Source organism: Kosakonia sp. CCTCC M2018092, from assembly GCF_003864115.1.
GTDB classification, from domain to species: Bacteria; Pseudomonadota; Gammaproteobacteria; order Enterobacterales; family Enterobacteriaceae; genus Kosakonia; species Kosakonia cowanii.
This window is the reverse complement of record NZ_CP034225.1, coordinates 3,251,937-3,269,111: the sequence shown is the minus strand read 5'-3', so window position 1 is coordinate 3,269,111 and position 17,175 is coordinate 3,251,937. Positions and strand designations below refer to the sequence as shown.

General features: G+C 57.2%; 17 protein-coding genes, 2 tRNA genes and 1 other RNA gene. 9 read left to right on the top strand and 11 right to left on the bottom strand.

The window, feature by feature from the left end; genetic code table 11:
• The first annotated feature begins 1 nt into the window (after position 1).
• The 5 genes from EH164_RS15585 to pnuC all read left to right on the top strand — a co-directional run bounded on the left by EH164_RS15585 (position 2) and on the right by pnuC (position 2,663).
• Positions 2–77, top strand: a tRNA-Lys gene (locus tag EH164_RS15585).
• A gap of 122 nt (positions 78–199) precedes the next feature.
• Positions 200–275: transfer RNA gene (locus EH164_RS15580), tRNA-Lys, on the top strand.
• 24 nt (positions 276–299) lie between these two features.
• Positions 300–431, top strand: a non-coding RNA gene (locus EH164_RS15575) — RtT sRNA.
• Positions 432–854: 423 nt separating this feature from the next.
• Positions 855–1,898, top strand: a complete 1,044-nt coding sequence (nadA, locus tag EH164_RS15570) for a quinolinate synthase NadA (protein WP_124969096.1) — start codon at positions 855–857, stop codon at positions 1,896–1,898.
• A 45-nt stretch (positions 1,899–1,943) separates the two neighbouring features.
• Positions 1,944–2,663, top strand: coding sequence for a nicotinamide riboside transporter PnuC (gene pnuC, locus EH164_RS15565; protein ID WP_076769566.1), 720 nt, complete (start codon positions 1,944–1,946; stop codon positions 2,661–2,663).
• Here pnuC and zitB read toward each other — a convergent pair.
• Together zitB and EH164_RS15555 are read right to left on the bottom strand one after the other, a co-directional pair.
• The gene (zitB, locus tag EH164_RS15560; RefSeq protein ID WP_124969094.1) at positions 2,660–3,592 is read right to left on the bottom strand and encodes a CDF family zinc transporter ZitB; all 933 of its coding nucleotides are present in this window, start codon (positions 3,590–3,592) and stop codon (positions 2,660–2,662) included. The two genes, pnuC and zitB, sit on opposite strands and share 4 nt — an antisense overlap.
• Positions 3,593–3,708: 116 nt before the next feature.
• On the bottom strand, positions 3,709–4,092 hold the full coding sequence (locus EH164_RS15555; protein WP_076769568.1) for a YbgS-like family protein: 384 nt from the start codon (positions 4,090–4,092) through the stop codon (positions 3,709–3,711).
• Between the two features lie 318 nt (positions 4,093–4,410).
• Between EH164_RS15555 and aroG the strand changes: the two genes are divergently transcribed.
• Positions 4,411–5,463, top strand: a complete 1,053-nt coding sequence (gene aroG / locus EH164_RS15550; RefSeq protein WP_124969092.1) for a 3-deoxy-7-phosphoheptulonate synthase AroG — start codon at positions 4,411–4,413, stop codon at positions 5,461–5,463.
• Between the two features lie 194 nt (positions 5,464–5,657).
• On the opposite strand, the gene gpmA is transcribed toward aroG, so the two are convergent.
• The 9 genes from gpmA to modE form a co-directional block, all read right to left on the bottom strand.
• Positions 5,658–6,410 (bottom strand): 2,3-diphosphoglycerate-dependent phosphoglycerate mutase, encoded by a 753-nt coding sequence (gene gpmA / locus EH164_RS15545; RefSeq protein ID WP_023479514.1) that lies wholly within the window; start codon positions 6,408–6,410, stop codon positions 5,658–5,660.
• Positions 6,411–6,617: 207 nt separating this feature from the next.
• A complete protein-coding gene (galM, locus tag EH164_RS15540; RefSeq protein WP_124969090.1) occupies positions 6,618–7,658 on the bottom strand; it encodes a galactose-1-epimerase in 1,041 nt (346 codons plus the stop codon).
• Positions 7,652–8,800, bottom strand: a complete 1,149-nt coding sequence (gene galK / locus EH164_RS15535) for a galactokinase (RefSeq protein ID WP_124969088.1) — start codon at positions 8,798–8,800, stop codon at positions 7,652–7,654. Before galK ends, galM begins: the two co-directional genes overlap by 7 nt.
• Before the next feature lie 2 nt (positions 8,801–8,802).
• The gene (galT, locus tag EH164_RS15530; RefSeq protein ID WP_094420446.1) at positions 8,803–9,849 is read right to left on the bottom strand and encodes a galactose-1-phosphate uridylyltransferase; all 1,047 of its coding nucleotides are present in this window, start codon (positions 9,847–9,849) and stop codon (positions 8,803–8,805) included.
• 11 nt (positions 9,850–9,860) lie between these two features.
• Positions 9,861–10,877 (bottom strand): UDP-glucose 4-epimerase GalE, encoded by a 1,017-nt coding sequence (gene galE / locus EH164_RS15525; RefSeq protein ID WP_023479508.1) that lies wholly within the window; start codon positions 10,875–10,877, stop codon positions 9,861–9,863.
• A 216-nt stretch (positions 10,878–11,093) separates the two neighbouring features.
• Entirely contained in the window at positions 11,094–11,789 is a 696-nt protein-coding gene (locus EH164_RS15520; RefSeq protein WP_241174968.1) for a site-2 protease family protein, read from the bottom strand.
• 2 nt (positions 11,790–11,791) lie between these two features.
• Complete coding sequence (locus EH164_RS15515) at positions 11,792–12,730, bottom strand: DUF2167 domain-containing protein (RefSeq protein ID WP_124969086.1); 939 nt, start codon at positions 12,728–12,730, stop codon at positions 11,792–11,794.
• 179 nt (positions 12,731–12,909) lie between these two features.
• Positions 12,910–14,379 (bottom strand): molybdate ABC transporter ATP-binding protein ModF, encoded by a 1,470-nt coding sequence (gene modF, locus EH164_RS15510; RefSeq protein WP_124969084.1) that lies wholly within the window; start codon positions 14,377–14,379, stop codon positions 12,910–12,912.
• Between the two features lie 67 nt (positions 14,380–14,446).
• Positions 14,447–15,235, bottom strand: a complete 789-nt coding sequence (gene modE / locus EH164_RS15505; RefSeq protein ID WP_124969082.1) for a molybdenum-dependent transcriptional regulator — start codon at positions 15,233–15,235, stop codon at positions 14,447–14,449.
• 136 nt (positions 15,236–15,371) lie between these two features.
• Between modE and EH164_RS15500 the strand changes: the two genes are divergently transcribed.
• The 3 genes from EH164_RS15500 to modB all read left to right on the top strand — a co-directional run bounded on the left by EH164_RS15500 (position 15,372) and on the right by modB (position 17,173).
• Entirely contained in the window at positions 15,372–15,533 is a 162-nt protein-coding gene (locus EH164_RS15500) for an AcrZ family multidrug efflux pump-associated protein (RefSeq protein WP_023479529.1), read from the top strand.
• A 177-nt stretch (positions 15,534–15,710) separates the two neighbouring features.
• Positions 15,711–16,487: a molybdate ABC transporter substrate-binding protein gene (gene modA, locus EH164_RS15495; RefSeq protein WP_124969080.1), complete on the top strand. Its 777-nt coding sequence runs from the start codon at positions 15,711–15,713 to the stop codon at positions 16,485–16,487.
• A complete protein-coding gene (gene modB / locus EH164_RS15490) occupies positions 16,484–17,173 on the top strand; it encodes a molybdate ABC transporter permease subunit (protein WP_023479527.1) in 690 nt (229 codons plus the stop codon). Before modA ends, modB begins: the two co-directional genes overlap by 4 nt.
• The last annotated feature ends 2 nt before the right edge of the window (positions 17,174–17,175 follow it).

Here is a 17,175-nt window from a genome sequence, read left to right as displayed (position 1 = left end):
TGGGTCGTTAGCTCAGTTGGTAGAGCAGTTGACTTTTAATCAATTGGTCGCAGGTTCGAATCCTGCACGACCCACCAATTTTGATAATTGGTGAAGGTGTCAGACGTGAAGGATAACGTTGCGTCAGCAACGGCCCAGTAGGGCGAGGCAAAAGCCGAGTCATCCTGCACGACCCACCACTTCGAAGAATCCCTGCAAAGGGTCGTTAGCTCAGTTGGTAGAGCAGTTGACTTTTAATCAATTGGTCGCAGGTTCGAATCCTGCACGACCCACCAATGTAAAAAAGCGCCCTAAAGGCGCTTTTTTGCTATCTGCCGGTTTCAAAGATTCGAACCTGCGGCAGGTTCGGGTCGAACGTAGTGAGACAACGGAGCCGCTTGCGGCGACGGCCCGAAGGGCGAGCGAAGCGAGTCATCCTGCACGACCCACCAATGTAAAAATGGCGCTTGCGGCGCTTTTTTGCTATCTGCGATTTGAAAATTCCGTGCGCTCTTCTTGCCGGATGGCGGCTATGCCTTATCCGGCCTACAACATCTCTCCGCACCCGGTTTTCCCAGGCCTGCTAAGCGCAGCGCCAGCAGGCGTTCTGTTTTGAACCTGAACCCACTGCCTGATGGCGGCTACGCCTTATCCGGCCTACAACATTTCTCCGCACCCGGTTTTCCCAGGCCTGCTAAGCGCAGCGCCAGCAGGCAATAATCCACACCACCCACTTCCCACCACGAATAAATTCACCGCGACAATATCTCTGCGATCGGGTATCTTGTTTAGTATATAAAACATCGGCCGCTCAGGAAGCCATATCAGGCCGCTGTTAGGGTTATCATGTTAAGCACGCAAAACGAGTGAGCACCATGAGCGTAATGTTTGATCCTGAAGCCGCAATCTATCCTTTTCCTGCCAAACCCGCGCCGCTAAATCAGGCGGAAAAAGCGTTTTACCGCGATAAAATCAAACGCTTGCTGAAAGAGCGTAATGCGGTGATGGTCGCCCACTACTACACCGACCCGGAAATCCAGCAGCTGGCGGAAGAGACCGGCGGCTGCATCTCCGATTCGCTGGAGATGGCGCGCTTTGGCGCGCGTCATTCCGCCTCAACGCTGCTGGTCGCGGGCGTGCGTTTTATGGGGGAAACGGCGAAAATCCTCAGCCCGGAAAAAACGATTCTTATGCCGACGCTTGAGGCCGAATGCTCGCTCGATCTGGGCTGCCCCATTGAGCCGTTCAACGCTTTCTGCGATGCGCACCCGGATCGCACGGTGGTGGTCTACGCCAACACCTCGGCGGCGGTAAAAGCCCGCGCCGACTGGGTAGTCACTTCAAGCATTGCCGTAGAGTTGATTGAGCACCTCGATAGCCTCGGCGAAAAAATTATCTGGGCACCGGATCGTCATCTCGGAAACTATGTCCAGAAGCAAACGGGCGCGGACGTACTTTGCTGGCAGGGGGCGTGCATTGTCCATGATGAGTTCAAAACCCAGGCGCTGCGGCGCATGAAAGCGCTCTATCCCGACGCCGCAATACTGGTGCATCCTGAATCGCCACAAGCGGTGGTAGAGTTAGCCGATGCAGTCGGTTCGACCAGCCAGTTGATCCAGGCCGCAAAAACGCTGCCCCACTCGCAGCTGATTGTCGCCACCGACCGCGGGATCTTCTATAAAATGCAGCAGGCCGTGCCGCATAAAGCGCTGATCGAGGCGCCAACGGCGGGTGAAGGGGCGACGTGCCGCAGCTGCGCTCACTGCCCGTGGATGGCAATGAACGGTCTGAAAGCCATTGCCGACGGGCTGGAGCAGGGCGGAACGGCGCATGAGATAGAGGTGGAGGCCAGCCTGCGTGAACGCGCGCTGCTGCCGCTTAACCGCATGCTCGATTTTGCGGCTACACTTCGACCTTAACGTTTTCATAGACATCAATGCGTAACACTACGCTCTGGGGAAAGAATGGACTTTTTTAGTACGCAAAACATCCTCGTGCACATTCCGATCGGTGCCGGGGGATATGACCTTTCATGGATTGAAGCCGCAGGCACGCTGGCGGGTTTACTCTGTATCTGGCTCGCCAGCCTTGAGAAAATCAGCAACTACGCTTTTGGCCTGATTAACGTCACGCTCTTCGCCATCATCTTCTTTCAGATCCAGCTTTACGCCAGCCTGCTGCTGCAACTCTTCTTCTTCGCCGCCAATATCTATGGCTGGTATGCCTGGTCGCGCCAGACCTCGCAAAATGAGGCCGAGCTACAAATACGCTGGTTGCCGCGCAGCAAAGCCCTCGGCTGGCTTGCCGCCTGCGTGGTGGCGATTGGCCTGATGACACTGTTTATCAACCCGGTCTTTGCCTTCCTGACGCGTATCGCCGTCAATATCATGCAGGCGGTCGGGCTGAACGTGGCAATGCCAACGCTGCAGCCTGATGCTTTCCCCTTCTGGGATTCCTGCATGATGGTACTCTCTATCGTGGCGATGATCCTGATGACGCGTAAATATGTCGAAAACTGGCTGCTGTGGGTGATTATCAACGTGATAAGCGTGGTGATATTTGCACGCCAGGGCGTGTGGGCAATGTCGCTGGAGTATATGATCCTCACCTTTATTGCCCTGAACGGCAGCCGGATGTGGATTAACAGCGCGCGCGAGCGTGGTTCTCGCGCGCTTTCACATTAATGATGATGTCCGTGGTGGGGATCGGCCGTAACGTCGCCCAGACGGCAGTCTGAGCCGCTACAGGGCTGATACTCCATCTGCACCGTTGCATGAGCAATCTCATAATGGTGCGCCAGGAAGTGGTGAATCTCGCCGAGCAACTTATCGTGATCGCGCGGCGGGATCACCTGCACATGCAGGGTCATCAGCGGTTTTTCACCTACCTGCCAGACGTGCACATGGTGCACATCGCGGATTTCCGGAATCGCGCGGCGCAAATGGCGCTGCAACGCACCGATATCCAGCGAAGCGGGAACCCCCTCCAGCAGTTCATTGACGCTCTCCTTCATCAAGCGCCACGCGCTCTTCAGCACCAGCGCAGAAACCAGCACCGACAGAATCGGATCGATGGGCGTCCAGTGGGTCACCATGATCACCACTGCCGCGATAATCGCGCCAACGGAGCCGAGCAGATCGCCCAGCACATGCAGCGCGGCGGCGCGCACGTTCAGGTTCTTCTCTTCACTGCCGCGATGCAGCAGCCAGAAGGAGAGCAGATTTGCCACAAGGCCAGCGATGGCAATCGCCATCATCGTCATTCCGGCAACCGGCTGTGGGTGGCTAAAACGCAGGATCGCTTCCCAGACAATCCATATCGTTATCAGCACCAGCGCCAGGGCATTGATAAAGGCGGCAAGCGTTGTCAGACGTAGCCAGCCGAAGGTACGTTTTGCGCTCGGCGGCTGGCGGGCAAACCACACCGCCAGCAGGGCGAAGAGCAGGGCGGCGGCATCCGTGAGCATATGTCCGGCGTCGGCCAGCAGCGCCAGCGAGCCAGAAATAATCCCGCCCACCACTTCAATAACCATAAAAACAGCGGTGACCGTAAAGGCCAGTAGCAGACGGCGAGCATTGGCATCCGATGAGCCATGCGAGTGATCGTGCGCCATGATGGGATCTATCCTTTTGACCGTTGAGAAAACGCCTACATCATTGCAGATTTTGAGTTTTAAGGAATAAAAAAAGGAGAGCCTCAGCTCTCCTTCTTCACTTCTAGCATCACGCCTTACTGGGTGGTGCCATCAGTTTTGGTGTTCACTTTGCTGTTGTCACCGCTGCCGGTTTCAACTTTTTTGTTCACGTCCGGGCAACGACCATCTTTACACATGGTGTTTTTGTGCACTTCCTCTTTGCTCATATGACCAGATTTGTGGTTCATCTGCGTAGAGGTGGAGTTGGTATTGGTGTTGCCGGTGTTGATGTTGCTGTTATCAACATTGCCTGGCGCAACGTTTTCTTTCGCGTCAGGTGCAACCTGGCCTGCCTTCGCTGCTGCGTTGGCATCGCCGTTGCTGGAGCTAGAAGAGGATGCGTCAGCTGCATATGCCGCGCCGCCTGCCAGAGTCAGTGTGGTGGTCAGTAAAAGAGTCGCTAATTTATTCATTTTCATCATGATGCTCCTGTGCTGGTCGTCTAATGCCGCGCGGGACGCCGGCAGAATATGCGCGAACCCATCGCACGCTCAGTGGTGAAAGATGCCATACGTGCCATAAGTAGCAGCATGGAATAACGAAAAAATGTAAAACAAAGGTATTTACAGTTAAAAAGTGTAGTCGGGATGTGGCGACTTGCTACTTTTCCCACCACTTTCCGTCGATTCCAGGAATTATCCGGGCGAAGTGTAAAATCGCGTTTACACTACGGCGCGAGCGAGATAGATTGGTCAGATTGCTTTTCTTCTAAAAAACATGTTCACACTGGAAAGATCATGACTTATCAGAACGACGATTTACGCATCAAAGAGATCAACGAGTTACTCCCTCCTGTCGCCCTGCTTGAAAAATTCCCCGCTACCGAAACCGCTGCCAGAACGGTCTCCCGGGCGCGTCGGGCGATCCATCAAATCCTGCGCGGCAACGACGACCGCCTTTTGGTGGTGATAGGTCCCTGTTCCATTCACGATCCCGTGGCGGCAAAAGAGTATGCTTCGCGCCTGCTGGCACTGCGTGACGAGCTGAAAGACGAGCTGGAAATTGTTATGCGCGTCTATTTCGAAAAACCGCGCACCACCGTTGGCTGGAAGGGGCTGATTAACGATCCGCATATGGATAACAGCTTCCGCATTAACGACGGCCTGCGTATTGCGCGCAAACTGCTGCTGGAAATCAACGACAGCGGGCTTCCGGCGGCGGGTGAGTTCCTCGATATGATCACCCCGCAATATATGGCGGATTTGATGAGCTGGGGCGCGATTGGCGCGCGCACCACTGAATCTCAGGTACACCGTGAGCTTGCCTCCGGCCTCTCGTGCCCGGTTGGTTTTAAAAACGGCACCGACGGGACCATTAAAGTAGCGATTGACGCTATCAATGCCGCTGGCGCGCCGCACTGCTTCCTCTCCGTGACCAAATGGGGCCACTCGGCCATCGTTAATACGGCGGGCAACGGCGATTGCCACATTATTCTGCGCGGCGGCAAAGAGCCGAACTACAGCGCGAAGCATGTCGCCGAAGTGAAAGCGGGGCTGGAAAAAGCGGGATTGCCGGCGCAGATAATGATCGACTTCAGCCATGCGAACTCCAGCAAGCAGTTCAAAAAGCAGATGGAAGTTAGCGCCGATGTTTGCCAGCAGATCGCGGGCGGTGATAAAGCGATTATGGGCGTGATGATTGAGAGCCATCTGGTAGAAGGCAACCAGAGCCTTGAAAGCGGCGATGCGCTGGTTTACGGCAAAAGCGTGACCGATGCCTGTATCGGCTGGGAAGATACCGACACAGTGCTGCGTCAGTTAGCGCAAGCGGTCAAAGCGCGCCGCGGTTAACGGGCTCTCTATTTTGTATGCCGGATGGCGGCTACGCCTTATCCGGCCTACGGTAACGAAGCCGCTGAAACCGCGTAGGCCGGATAAGCGTTTACGCGCCATCCGGCAATTTTACGCAGCAAAAAGCCCGGCAGCGCAAAGCATACCGGGCCTGAGAATTAAAAACCGGGCATCAACGTGTCCGGCTTTTTTTATTACTTCGCTTTACCCTGGTTTGCTACCGCAGCAGCTTTCGCGGCGATCTCATCCGCGTTACCCAGATAGTAGTGCTTAATCGGTTTGAAGTTTTCGTCGAACTCATACACCAGCGGTACGCCGGTCGGGATGTTCAGTTCGAGGATCGCTTCTTCGCTCATGTTGTCGAGGTATTTCACCAGCGCGCGCAGGGAGTTACCGTGTGCGGCAATGATCACGCGCTCACCGCTTTTCAGACGCGGCAGAATGGTTTCATTCCAGTAAGGAATGACGCGATCGATAGTCAGCGCCAGGCTTTCGGTCAGCGGCAGCTCTTGTTCGGTCAGTTTCGCGTAACGCGGATCGTGGCCCGGGAAACGCTCATCGTCTTTGGTCAGCGCCGGCGGGGTAACGGCGAAGCCGCGACGCCACTGTTTAACCTGATCGTCGCCATATTTCTCAGCGGTTTCTGCTTTGTTCAGACCCTGCAGCGCACCGTAGTGACGTTCGTTCAGTTTCCAGCTCTTCTCAACCGGCAGCCATGCCTGATCCAGTTCGTCCAGAACGTTCCACAGCGTGTGGATGGCACGTTTCAGCACAGAGGTATAAGCAAAATCAAACGCGTAGCCTTCAGCTTTCAGCAGTTTGCCTGCCGCTTTCGCTTCGCCAACGCCTTTCTCTGACAGATCAACATCGTACCAACCGGTGAAGCGGTTTTCGTTGTTCCACTGGCTTTCGCCATGACGAACCAGAACCAGCTTAGTAACAGCCATACACTTACTCCTGTGAGCCTGATTTAATGATAACGATTCTCATTGTATTGCCGAAGCGCACTGCCCGGCAACGATTACCCTTAACCATAGCGAAAATAGGCGCAGAGTGTAAGCTGCTTGTGAATCGAGGGTTATTGTTTTGAGGATAAGTGGCGCATATTTCAGCAAAAAGGGCAAAAAAAAGCCCTCCTGCAGGAGGGCTGTCTATCAGAGCGGAATAAAGTGATACTCCGTCCGGCTGACATATTCGTCGCCAGGTTGCAGCGTACAGTCCGGCTGCGGGAAGTCCGGACGGTTCGGGCTGTCGGGTAAAAACTCGCTCTCCAGCGCCAGGCCCTGCCATGCGCTGTAGGTTTTCCCGCCGCGCGCAGGCGTCCCTTCGAGATAGTTGCCCGAGTAGAATTGCAGCGCAGGCGCGCTGGTATAAACCGACATTTGCAGCTGCTTATCCGTTGACCACAGGTGCGCCGCAGGCGTAGTCACATCCCCCTGCGCCTGCAGTAAAAAGGCGTGATCGTACCCCTTCACCACGCGCTGATCCTCATCGCTGAGGAACTCTTCCGCCACGGTTTTTGGCGTACGGAAATCAAAACTGGTCAGCGCCACCTTTTTCAGATCGCCGGTCGGAATGCCCATCTCATCCACCGGCAGATAGGCATCGGCCAGCAGTTGCAGCGTATGGTTGCGGACATCGCCCTGCGCGCCATCAAGGTTGAAATAGGCGTGGTTGGTCAGGTTGACCGGGCAGGGCTTGTCGGTGGTCGCGCGGTACTCAATCGTAATGCGATGATCATCACCAAGACGGAAGTGCGCCGTGGCGTTGACCGTGCCCGGATAGCCCTGATCGCCATCCGGCGAGGTGAGGGAGAAGAGCACTTCGCTGTCGTTCTGGCGCTCAATGCGCCAGCGGCGTTTATCGAACCCTTCCGGGCCGCCGTGCAGCTGGTTTTCGCCCTGGCTTGGGGTCAGGGACCAGGTCTCGCCATCAAGGGTAAAGCGGCTCTTGGCAATGCGGTTCGCATACCGGCCAATAGAGGCACCGAGATAGGCGGTCTGCTCCCAGTAGTGTTCCGGCGTCGCGCAGCCGAGCAGAGCTTCGCGCACGCTGCCATCTTTCATCGGCACGCGCGCAGAGAGCAGCGTCGCGCCCCAGTCCATTAAGCTCACCACCATTCCCGCGCCGTTGCGCAGGGTGATCAGTCGTACCGGCAGCCCATCGGGTGCTACCGCAGGCGTTTCATTTAGCACTGTCCTGCCCCCTGAGAAGGTTTACACACGTAGAAGGTCTCTTTGATGCCGGTTTTCGCTTCATACTGGCTTTCGACCGCCTGTTTCACTTCCGGTACCAGCGCTTCCGGCACCAGCGCAACGACGCAGCCGCCAAAGCCGCCGCCGGTCATGCGCACGCCGCCTTTATCACCGATGGTCGCTTTCACAATCTCTACCAGCGTATCGATTTGCGGCACGGTGATTTCGAAATCGTCGCGCATAGAGGCGTGGGATTCCGCCATCAGCTCGCCCATACGTTGCAGGTCGCCTTTCTCCAGCGCGGCGGCCGCTTCCACGGTGCGGGCGTTTTCGGTCAGCACATGGCGCACACGTTTCGCGACCAGCGGATCCAGCTCATTCGCCACAGTGTTGAACTGATCGAGGCTGACATCACGCAGCGCTTTTTGCTGGAAGAAGCGCGCGCCGGTTTCGCACTGCTGGCGGCGGGTGTTGTATTCGCTGCCCACCAGCGTACGTTTGAAGTTGCTGTTAATAATGACAATCGCCACGCCTTCTGGCATGGAAACCGCTTTGGTGCCGAGCGAGCGGCAGTCGATCAGTAGCGCGCTGCCTTTCTTGCCAAGCGCAGAGATCAGCTGATCCATAATGCCGCAGTTACAGCCAACAAACTGGTTTTCCGCTTCCTGGCCGTTGAGCGCGATCTGCGCCCCGTCCAGCGGCAGATGGTAAAGCTGCTGGAAAACGGTACCAACCGCCACTTCCAGCGAGGCCGATGAGCTTAAGCCCGCGCCCTGCGGCACATTGCCGCTGATCACCAGATCCGCGCCGCCAAAGCTGCCATCGCGCTGTTGCAGATGTTTCACCACGCCGCGCACATAGTTGGACCACTGCTGGCTGTCATGCGCCACAATCGGCGCGTCCAGCGAAAACTCATCGCGCTGGTTGTCGTAGTCGGCCGCGACCACGCGCACGGTGCGATCGTCGCGCGCTTTGCAGCTGATCACCGTCTGGTAATCGATGGCGCAGGGCAGCACAAAGCCGTCGTTGTAATCGGTATGTTCGCCAATCAGGTTGACGCGGCCCGGGGCCTGGATGGTGTGGGTGGCAGGGTAGCCGAATGTCTCAGCAAACAGCGCGTCTGTTCTCTCTTTCAGGCTCATTGTTATTCTCCGGATTCGCGAAAATGGATATCACTGACCGCGCGCAGGCGTTCGGCCGCTTGTTCTGCCGTGAGATCGCGCTGGGTTTCGCCGAGCATCTCGTAGCCAACCATAAATTTACGCACAGTGGCGGAGCGCAGCAGCGGCGGGTAGAAGTGCGCATGCAGCTGCCAGTGGGCGTTATCCTCGCCATTAAATGGCGCGCCGTGCCACCCCATTGAGTAGGGGAAGGAGCACTGGAACAGGTTATCGTAGCGGCTGGTCAGTTTTTTCAGGGCCAGCGCAAGATCGCTGCGCTGCGCGTCGGTTAACCCGGTAATGCGCTGAACGGCGGCTTTTGGCAGCAGCAGCGTTTCAAACGGCCAGGCGGCCCAGTAGGGCACTACCGCCAGCCAGTGCTCGGTCTCTACCACCGTGCGGCTGCCATCTTTCAGCTCGCGCTGCACATAATCGAGCAGCATCGGCGAGTGGTGTTCGGCAAAGTAGGCTTTCTGCAGGCGATCTTCGCGCTCGGCTTCATTGGGCAGGAAGCTGTTGGCCCACACCTGGCCGTGCGGATGCGGGTTGGAGCAGCCCATCGCCGCGCCTTTGTTCTCAAACACCTGGATCCACGGGTAGGTTTTACCCAGCTCAGCGGTCTGCTGCTGCCAGGTTTTTACCACCTCTTCCAGTGCCGCCACGCTCAGCTCCGGCAGCGTTTTGCTGTGATCCGGCGAGAAGCAGATAACCCGGCTGGTGCCGCGCGCGCTCTGGCTGCGCATCAGCGGGTCGTTACTCTCTGGCGCATCCGGCGTGTCGGTCATCAGCGCCGCAAAGTCGTTGGTAAAGACATAGGTGCTGGTGTAGTCGGGGTTTTTATCCCCGGTGACACGGGTATTGCCCGGACAGAGGAAACAGTCCGGATCGTGGGCAGGCAGCGTCTGTTTAGACGGCGTCTCCTGCGCCCCTTGCCAGGGGCGTTTCGCACGGTGCGGAGAGACCAGAATCCACTGATCCGTCAGCGGATTGTAGCGGCGATGCGGGTGATCGACCGGGTTAAATTGCGACATTACCACTCCTGTTAATCGGGATAGCCCTGCGGATGGCGTGACTGCCAGCGCCAGGTATCTTCTGCCATTTCATCAAGGGTGCGTGTTACGCGCCAGTTCAGCTCTTTGTCGGCTTTGGTGGCGTCCGCCCAGTAGGCCGGGAGATCGCCGTCGCGGCGCGGCGCGAAGTGCCAGGCAATCTGTTTGCCGCAGGCTTTGCTGAAGGCGTTAATCACATCAAGCACGCTGCTGCCGACGCCAGCGCCGAGGTTATAAATATGGACGCCCGGTTTGCCTGCCAGCTGCTGCATGGCGGCAACGTGACCGTCGGCCAGATCCATCACGTGGATATAGTCGCGCACGCCGGTGCCATCTTCTGTCGGGTAGTCATTGCCGAACACCGCCAGCGATTCGCGGCGGCCCACCGCCACTTGCGCGATATAGGGCATTAAGTTGTTCGGAATACCCTGCGGATCTTCACCCATATCGCCTGACGGATGCGCGCCCACCGGGTTGAAGTAGCGCAGCAGGGCGATGCTCCACTCCGGCTGCGCTTTTTGCAGGTCGGTGAGGATCTGCTCAACCATCAGTTTACTTTTGCCGTACGGGCTTTGCGGGGTGCCGGTCGGGAAGCTTTCGGCATAAGGGATTTTCGGCTGGTCGCCATAGACGGTTGCCGAGGAGCTAAAGATAAAGTTCTTCACGTTGGCGGCGCGCATGGCGTTAATCAGGCGCAGCGTGCCGTTGACGTTGTTGTCATAATACTCCAGCGGTTTGGCAACGGATTCGCCGACGGCTTTCAGCCCGGCAAAGTGGATCACCGCTTCGATGGCGTGGTCGTGCAGGATCTCGGCCAGCAGCGCCTCATCGCGAATGTCGCCCTCAACGAAGAGCGCCCGTTTACCGCCAAAGCGCTCAATCTGGTTAAGCACGCTGCGCTTACTGTTGCAGAGGTTGTCGAGGATGATAACGTCATGGCCGTTTTGCAGCAGTTGCACGCAGGTGTGGCTTCCTATGTAACCGCTACCACCAGTAACCAGAACTCGCATATTTGACTCCATCAAGCATTTGATATGAATTAACCTTAGCATAACAGAGCGGTAAAAAGTGTGACATGGGATAAAATAGTGGAATCGTTTACACTGATTTTTCAACCGCCCGCAATGCCGCATCAACGCCGGGACAGCCGCGTATTTACCGGGCTGCGCCGACGAGTGTGATTAGTCTGAAAATGACGTCACTGCGCTGCAGCGACGCAGGGAAAGTCAGCGAAAGCTGGCCAGCGCCCCGTGGAGGTTATAGGTCATCAGGGAGAGCCAGGCAATCAGCCCAAAGTACAAAAGGGTATATTCCAGACGTTTGCCAGGGTTGAGTGCGGTTAAATTGGGCGTTTCTTTGCGCCGTGCCCAGATTTGCGAAGCCGCCAGCAGGCAGACAATCAGCAGCAGCGGGCTGGGGTGCAGATAAAAGAAACCGAGCAGCAGCGGGATGCCGAGATACCAAATCTTGCGCGAAATGGCGATGGTAATGCGCCCGCCATCAAGGGGTGGCACCGGGATGAGGTTAAAGAGATTGAGGAAAAAACCGGCGTAAGCCACCGCCATCAGCATCGAACTGTCGAAGTACTCCGCCAGATAGTAGCAGCCCAGCGCGGCAAGCGAGCCGAGCAGGGGACCGGCGATACCGACCCACGCCTCTGTCTCTGCATCCGGAAACTCCTCTTTCAGCGCCACCCAGGCACCGACAAAAGGGATAAACATCGGCAGACCCACCGGCAAGTTACGCTGGCGCGCCGCGAGGTAGTGTCCAAGCTCATGACAAAAAAGCAGCACCACGAAGCCGGTGGCGTAGGGCCAGCCGAAGGCCAGCGCATAGGTCGCCACCGACAGCAGCATTGTCCCCCCGGAAAGCAGCAGCTTGCCGAGGGTTGCGCCTTTAAACAGCAGAAACAGCAGCTTCATGCTTATTCGACAATTTTAGATTTGTCGTCTTTTTTACGGAACAGCAGCTTCTTGATGCCCATGCCCGCGCCCGCCAGCGCAATCAGCGCCAGTTTCCAGAACTTCAGCAGGGTGACGCCGATAATTGCCAGCAGACCGAGTTTTTTCGCCGCCAGGCCGCCAATCAGCGCTGCCAGTCCATATTCGGCGATCTTATCGGTTGAGGCGTTGAAGTCGCTATATTTTTTGCCGTCGTTAAAGGTCACGGCGTTGAGCAGGTTTTTCGCCAGCGGCTTCTCCTGCTCCACGGTGCCGCGATCGGTCACCAGGTTCAGCGAGAGATAACCTTCACGGCCAAGCAGGTAGGTGTTGTAGTTCACGCCTTGCTCTTTCAGCGGAACGTTACTGCCGATATCGCGAATGGCAGCAGACCAGATCAGGCGGTGCGTCGCGGCGTCATAGCTCGGTTTCTCTACCCAGCCGACCACTTCGATAGGCGGAATGCCTTTCTCGCTGCGCATCTTGTTGCCTTCCTTGGTCCCTTCCTGCAGGTTGCTCAGCAGTTCGGCCGCGTCCCAGTCTTTGGCATCGTCATCTTTGATGTAACCCGCATTGTCATACTCGATAGAGACGAACCCGGAGATAGCATCATTGAACACCAGCCCGTAAAAGGCGCTCTCATCGACGTGGTTGCCCAGTTCGCGCATAAATTCCGCTGCCTGGCGTGGGGGAATATAGGTAAAACCTTCCGGAAGATTGAGCACCGCCTGGTTACCCAGCGTGACTTTATGCGGGCCCGGCACGCTAACGCGCTGCATGTTTTCTACGGCCTGGTTAATTTTTGCTTCGTTCGCGGAAGCAGCGTCCGGTGCTGCCTCTTCGGCAAAACTCAGCGTGCTGAAACCAAAGCAGAGCGCCGCGACCAGCGTAAGGGCGCGGGGAAGGGAGAGATATTGAGTCATAAAGGTCCCGTTTATATTGACCCGTCGTCCGTCGGCGGGCTTTTTTCTTGCCATAACAAAAACTGGCCGCCGATAACGGGGGCGTCATCAGCAAGCCAGTAAGCGATCATTATTTTTTTTACGCGAAAACGCGCGGGCGTTATTACAGCACACAGCCAGGAGGCGAAGCAGCCCCCCAATTATTGTGGTGTTAAGGCGTAGCGGTAGCCCTCGCCGTCGGCAATAAACGCCAGCTGGTGGGTAATGCAGGCGGGCGCGTCGGTGGCGTGGTGGGAGACAAACAGCAACTGGGTTTCGCCTTCGCCGATCAGCACATCAATAAAGCGGCGCACCAGCTGTCGGTTAAGCGGATCCAGCCCCTGCAACGGCTCATCAAGGATCAGCAGCGTTGGGTGTTTAACCAGCGCGCGGACAATCAGCGCCAGCCGCTGCTGCCCCCAGGAGAGGCTGTGAAACGGCGCATCGGCAGTACGGGCATCAAAGCCCAGAATATCGAGCCACTGCTGCGCCAGCTTGTGCTGCTTATCGGAGACCGCCTGATAAATCCCAATCGAGTCGAAATAGCCGGAGAGGATCACATTGCGCACCGTGGTGCTGACGCGGTAATCGAGGTGCAGGCTGCTGCTGACATAGCCAATATGTTTTTTGATATCCCAGATGGTCTCGCCGCTGCCGCGACGGCGGCCAAAGAGGGTTAAATCGTTGCTGTAACCCTGCGGATGATCGCCGGTAATCAGGCTCAGCAGCGTCGATTTCCCCGCGCCGTTCGGGCCGGTGATCTGCCAGTGCTCGCCTGGATTCACCTGCCAGCAGAGGTGATTAATGATTGGGCGGTCATCATAGGAGACCACGCCGTCGTTAAGCACAATCAGCGGAGCGGTGGGATCGAGCGTTGCGCGGGCGGGCGCAGCGTCCGGCTCCGGCAGCGCCATGCCGCTCAGCTGTTCGCTGTGTGCCAGTTGCGCAATCAGCGCCTGCTGAAGCAGAGCCTCTTTCTCACCGGTCTCCGTTAACGTGCAATCCACCAGCACGCCCGCATGCTGAACAAAGGCCGGGATCTCATCGAAGCGGTTGAGTACCAGCACCAGCGTGTAGCCATCGGCATTCAGACGCGCGAGCAACTGGGCGAGCTGCTGGCGGGAGTCGACATCCAGCCCGTCAAAGGGCTCATCAAGAATAAGTAGCTCCGGCTGCGCCATCAGCGCCTGGCAGAGCAGGGTTTTGCGGGTTTCGCCGGTCGAGAGATATTTAAAGCGCCGCTCAAGCAGATGGGTAATGCCAAACTGCGCCGCCAGCGCCGCGCAGCGCGACGGGTCTTTAACCTCATCCTGGATAATATCGGCGGTGGTGCGCCCGGTATCCTCTTCGCCCGGCGAGAGCATATCGGTGTTATTACGCTGCCACTCTTCGCTGACCAGCTTTTGCAGTTGTTCAAAGGAGAGACGGGTAAGGCGGGTGAAGTGGCACTGGCGCTCGCCGTTAAGCAGCGTCAGCTCACCCGCCAGCGCGCGGGCCAGCGCTGATTTGCCGCTGCCGTTGGCACCGACAAAGGCCCAGCTCTCTCCGGCCTGCAGGCGGAGATCTTCAAGATGCAGCGTGCGGGTATCGCTAAGACGAAACGTACCTTGCGAAATTTGCAATGACGACATGATGTATCCCAGGTTTTGCAGCACAGAAACTCAGGGATACGTGCAATGGCCCGGCTTGTCAATGCCCTCAGCACAACGTGGCGAGAATCACCCGATCGGCATTAAAATATGCCGTCACCTGCTGCTGTTCCTGCATATCCTCCACCTGCGCATTCGGCACCGTGGCGCAAAGCGTCTGGCCATCGGGCAGGGCGATCAGCACTTCACTCTGCGCCTCGCCGTGCTCAATATGGGCAATCGCGCCGGTTATCTGGTTATCCGCCTGCGCCGCACGCTGCGCATCGCTGGTCACATTGACCCACGGTGCTTTTAGCAGCACCAGTACCTCTTTGCCCGCCTCAAGCCCTAAGCGTTCAGCGCTTTGCGCCGTGACCGCCGCCTTAAGGCGGGTTTGCCCATCCGCCAGCAACACCTCGACATGCTGCTGCACCTGCTGGTGGTCGCGAGCGGTAATGGTGCCAAACCACTGATTGCGGGCGCTGGTTTGCAGGGAGAAGCGCGAGATGGCCGCCAGCAGGCTGTCGAGCGGCAGGGCGTCTTCATCGCTCAGCACATCAAAAGCTTTTTGCTGGATCTGCCCCAGCAGATCGTAGAGCTGAATCAGACGCTGCCCGTAGCGGGTGACCACCGCGCCGCCGCCGCCTTTACCGCCGGTGGCGCGTTCAACCAGCGTCTGCTCGCTGAGCTGGTTCATCTCATTGATGGCGTCCCACGCGCTTTTGTAGCTGATCCCGGCATTTTTCGCGCCCTGGCTGATGGAGCCGGTTTGCTCAATCTGCTTAAGCAGAGCGATGCGCCGCGGGTCGGCGAAGAGGCGCTGCTGGAGTTTAAGAGTAAGGAGAATTTCAGCCTGCATGACGCACTTCCCTCGCAAAAGGGCTATTGTGAAGGAAAAGCGCCGACGCGCCTAGTGCCAGGCAATCGCACAAAAGGCGAGTGTTTTACACAATGTTCAGGCTAGAATGCCGCATTCCCACTTTCTGGAGACGACCATGTTAGAGCTGTTGAAAAGCCTGGTTTTTGCCGTGATTATGGTGCCGGTGGTTATGGCGATTATCCTCGGTTTGATTTATGGCCTGGGTGAAGTGTTCAACGTCTTTTCCGCCGTTGGACACCGCGAAAAGCGCCGCGATACCACCACCCCATCGCGCTAATCCCTTCCTAAACGCCCACTTTGTGGGCGTTTCGCTTTCCGCCATTCAAGATCTTTTCCCTTTCTGCCGATATAGTTAGGTAGGTTTTAATTATTGATGGGTATTTCCGGCCCGCTGCCATTCTCTGATACTATCGTTATGTTTTTTTTTATATAACGAAAATGAGAGGAGTAAAAAATGGCACACACAGGGCGACGTCTGCTGGTTGGCGCAACATTAACACTTGTCGTAGCAGGGCAGGCCGTGGCGCAAGAGGGTAAAATTACCGTCTTTGCCGCCGCCTCGCTGACCAATGCGATGCAGGATATTGCCGCCGCGTACACCAAAGAGAAGCAGGTTAAGGTGGTCTCCTCGTTCGCCTCCTCTTCCACGCTTGCCCGCCAGATTGAAGCGGGCGCGCCGGCGGATCTCTTTATCTCGGCCGATCAGAAGTGGATGGATTACGCGGTCGAGAAAAAAGCGGTGGATAGCGCGAGCCGTGAAACCCTGCTCGGCAATAGCCTGGTGGTGGTTGCGCCGAAAAGCAGCGCGCAGGGCGAGATCAAGATTGATGCGAAAACCGACTGGAATAGCCTGCTGAAAGGCGGCCGTCTGGCGGTGGGCGATCCGGAGCATGTTCCGGCCGGTATCTACGCCAAAGAGGCGTTGCAAAAACTGGGCGCCTGGGAAACCCTCTCGCCGAAACTGGCACCTGCGGAGGATGTTCGCGGCGCGCTGGCGCTGGTGGAGCGCAGCGAAGCGCCGTTAGGCATTGTCTACGGCTCTGACGCGGTGGCCAGCAAAGGGGTAAAAGTGGTGGGCACCTTCCCGGAAGCGTCGCATAAAAAAGTGGAATACCCGCTGGCGATTGTTGATGGACATAAAAACGCAACCGTAAGCGCGTTTTATGACTATCTGAAAGGCCCGCAGGCTTCTGAAATCTTTAAACGTTACGGATTTACAACGCACGAATGATATTGACCGATCCTGAATGGCAGGCTGTTCTGCTGAGCCTTAAAGTCTCTTCCCTGGCGGTATTACTCAGTTTGCCCTTTGGGATCTTCTTTGCCTGGCTGCTGGTGCGCCGCACCTTTCCGGGCAAAGCGCTGCTCGACAGCGTGCTGCATCTGCCGCTGGTGCTGCCGCCGGTGGTGGTCGGTTATCTGCTGCTGATCGCTATGGGCCGCCGTGGCATCGTCGGTCAATGGCTCTATGACTGGTTTGGCATCACCTTCGCCTTTAGCTGGCGCGGCGCGGTTTTAGCCGCTGCGGTGATGTCATTTCCGCTGATGGTGCGCGCCATTCGCCTCGCGCTGGAGAGTGTCGATACCAAACTCGAACAGGCTGCCCGCACACTGGGTGCCGGTCGCTGGCGCGTCTTTTTCACCATTACCTTACCCCTCACTCTGCCGGGGATTATTGTCGGCACGGTGCTGGCCTTTGCCCGCTCTCTCGGCGAGTTTGGTGCCACCATTACCTTCGTCTCCAATATTCCGGGCGAAACCCGCACCATTCCCTCTGCCATGTACACCTTAATTCAGACGCCGGGGGGCGAAAGCGCCGCCGCGCGCCTGTGCATTATTTCGATTATTCTGGCGCTGATCTCACTGCTGATTTCAGAATGGCTGGCGCGCGTGAGCCGCGAACGGACGGGGAGATAACC

What these genes read in the sequence shown, in the direction of transcription:
- zitB (WP_124969094.1), bottom strand. Translation starts at nt 3,592, where the DNA reads ATGGCGCACGATCACTCGCATGGCTCATCGGATGCCAATGCTCGCCGT.
- EH164_RS15500 (WP_023479529.1), top strand. Translation starts at nt 15,372, where the DNA reads ATGTTAGAGCTGTTGAAAAGCCTGGTTTTTGCCGTGATTATGGTGCCG.
- EH164_RS15555 (WP_076769568.1), bottom strand. Translation starts at nt 4,092, where the DNA reads ATGAAAATGAATAAATTAGCGACTCTTTTACTGACCACCACACTGACT.
- modA (WP_124969080.1), top strand. Translation starts at nt 15,711, where the DNA reads ATGGCACACACAGGGCGACGTCTGCTGGTTGGCGCAACATTAACACTT.
- modE (WP_124969082.1), bottom strand. Translation starts at nt 15,235, where the DNA reads ATGCAGGCTGAAATTCTCCTTACTCTTAAACTCCAGCAGCGCCTCTTC.
- modF (WP_124969084.1), bottom strand. Translation starts at nt 14,379, where the DNA reads ATGTCGTCATTGCAAATTTCGCAAGGTACGTTTCGTCTTAGCGATACC.
- EH164_RS15520 (WP_241174968.1), bottom strand. Translation starts at nt 11,789, where the DNA reads ATGAAGCTGCTGTTTCTGCTGTTTAAAGGCGCAACCCTCGGCAAGCTG.
- galK (WP_124969088.1), bottom strand. Translation starts at nt 8,800, where the DNA reads ATGAGCCTGAAAGAGAGAACAGACGCGCTGTTTGCTGAGACATTCGGC.
- pnuC (WP_076769566.1), top strand. Translation starts at nt 1,944, where the DNA reads ATGGACTTTTTTAGTACGCAAAACATCCTCGTGCACATTCCGATCGGT.
- EH164_RS15515 (WP_124969086.1), bottom strand. Translation starts at nt 12,730, where the DNA reads ATGACTCAATATCTCTCCCTTCCCCGCGCCCTTACGCTGGTCGCGGCG.
- gpmA (WP_023479514.1), bottom strand. Translation starts at nt 6,410, where the DNA reads ATGGCTGTTACTAAGCTGGTTCTGGTTCGTCATGGCGAAAGCCAGTGG.
- modB (WP_023479527.1), top strand. Translation starts at nt 16,484, where the DNA reads ATGATATTGACCGATCCTGAATGGCAGGCTGTTCTGCTGAGCCTTAAA.
- aroG (WP_124969092.1), top strand. Translation starts at nt 4,411, where the DNA reads ATGACTTATCAGAACGACGATTTACGCATCAAAGAGATCAACGAGTTA.
- galT (WP_094420446.1), bottom strand. Translation starts at nt 9,849, where the DNA reads ATGTCGCAATTTAACCCGGTCGATCACCCGCATCGCCGCTACAATCCG.
- nadA (WP_124969096.1), top strand. Translation starts at nt 855, where the DNA reads ATGAGCGTAATGTTTGATCCTGAAGCCGCAATCTATCCTTTTCCTGCC.
- galE (WP_023479508.1), bottom strand. Translation starts at nt 10,877, where the DNA reads ATGCGAGTTCTGGTTACTGGTGGTAGCGGTTACATAGGAAGCCACACC.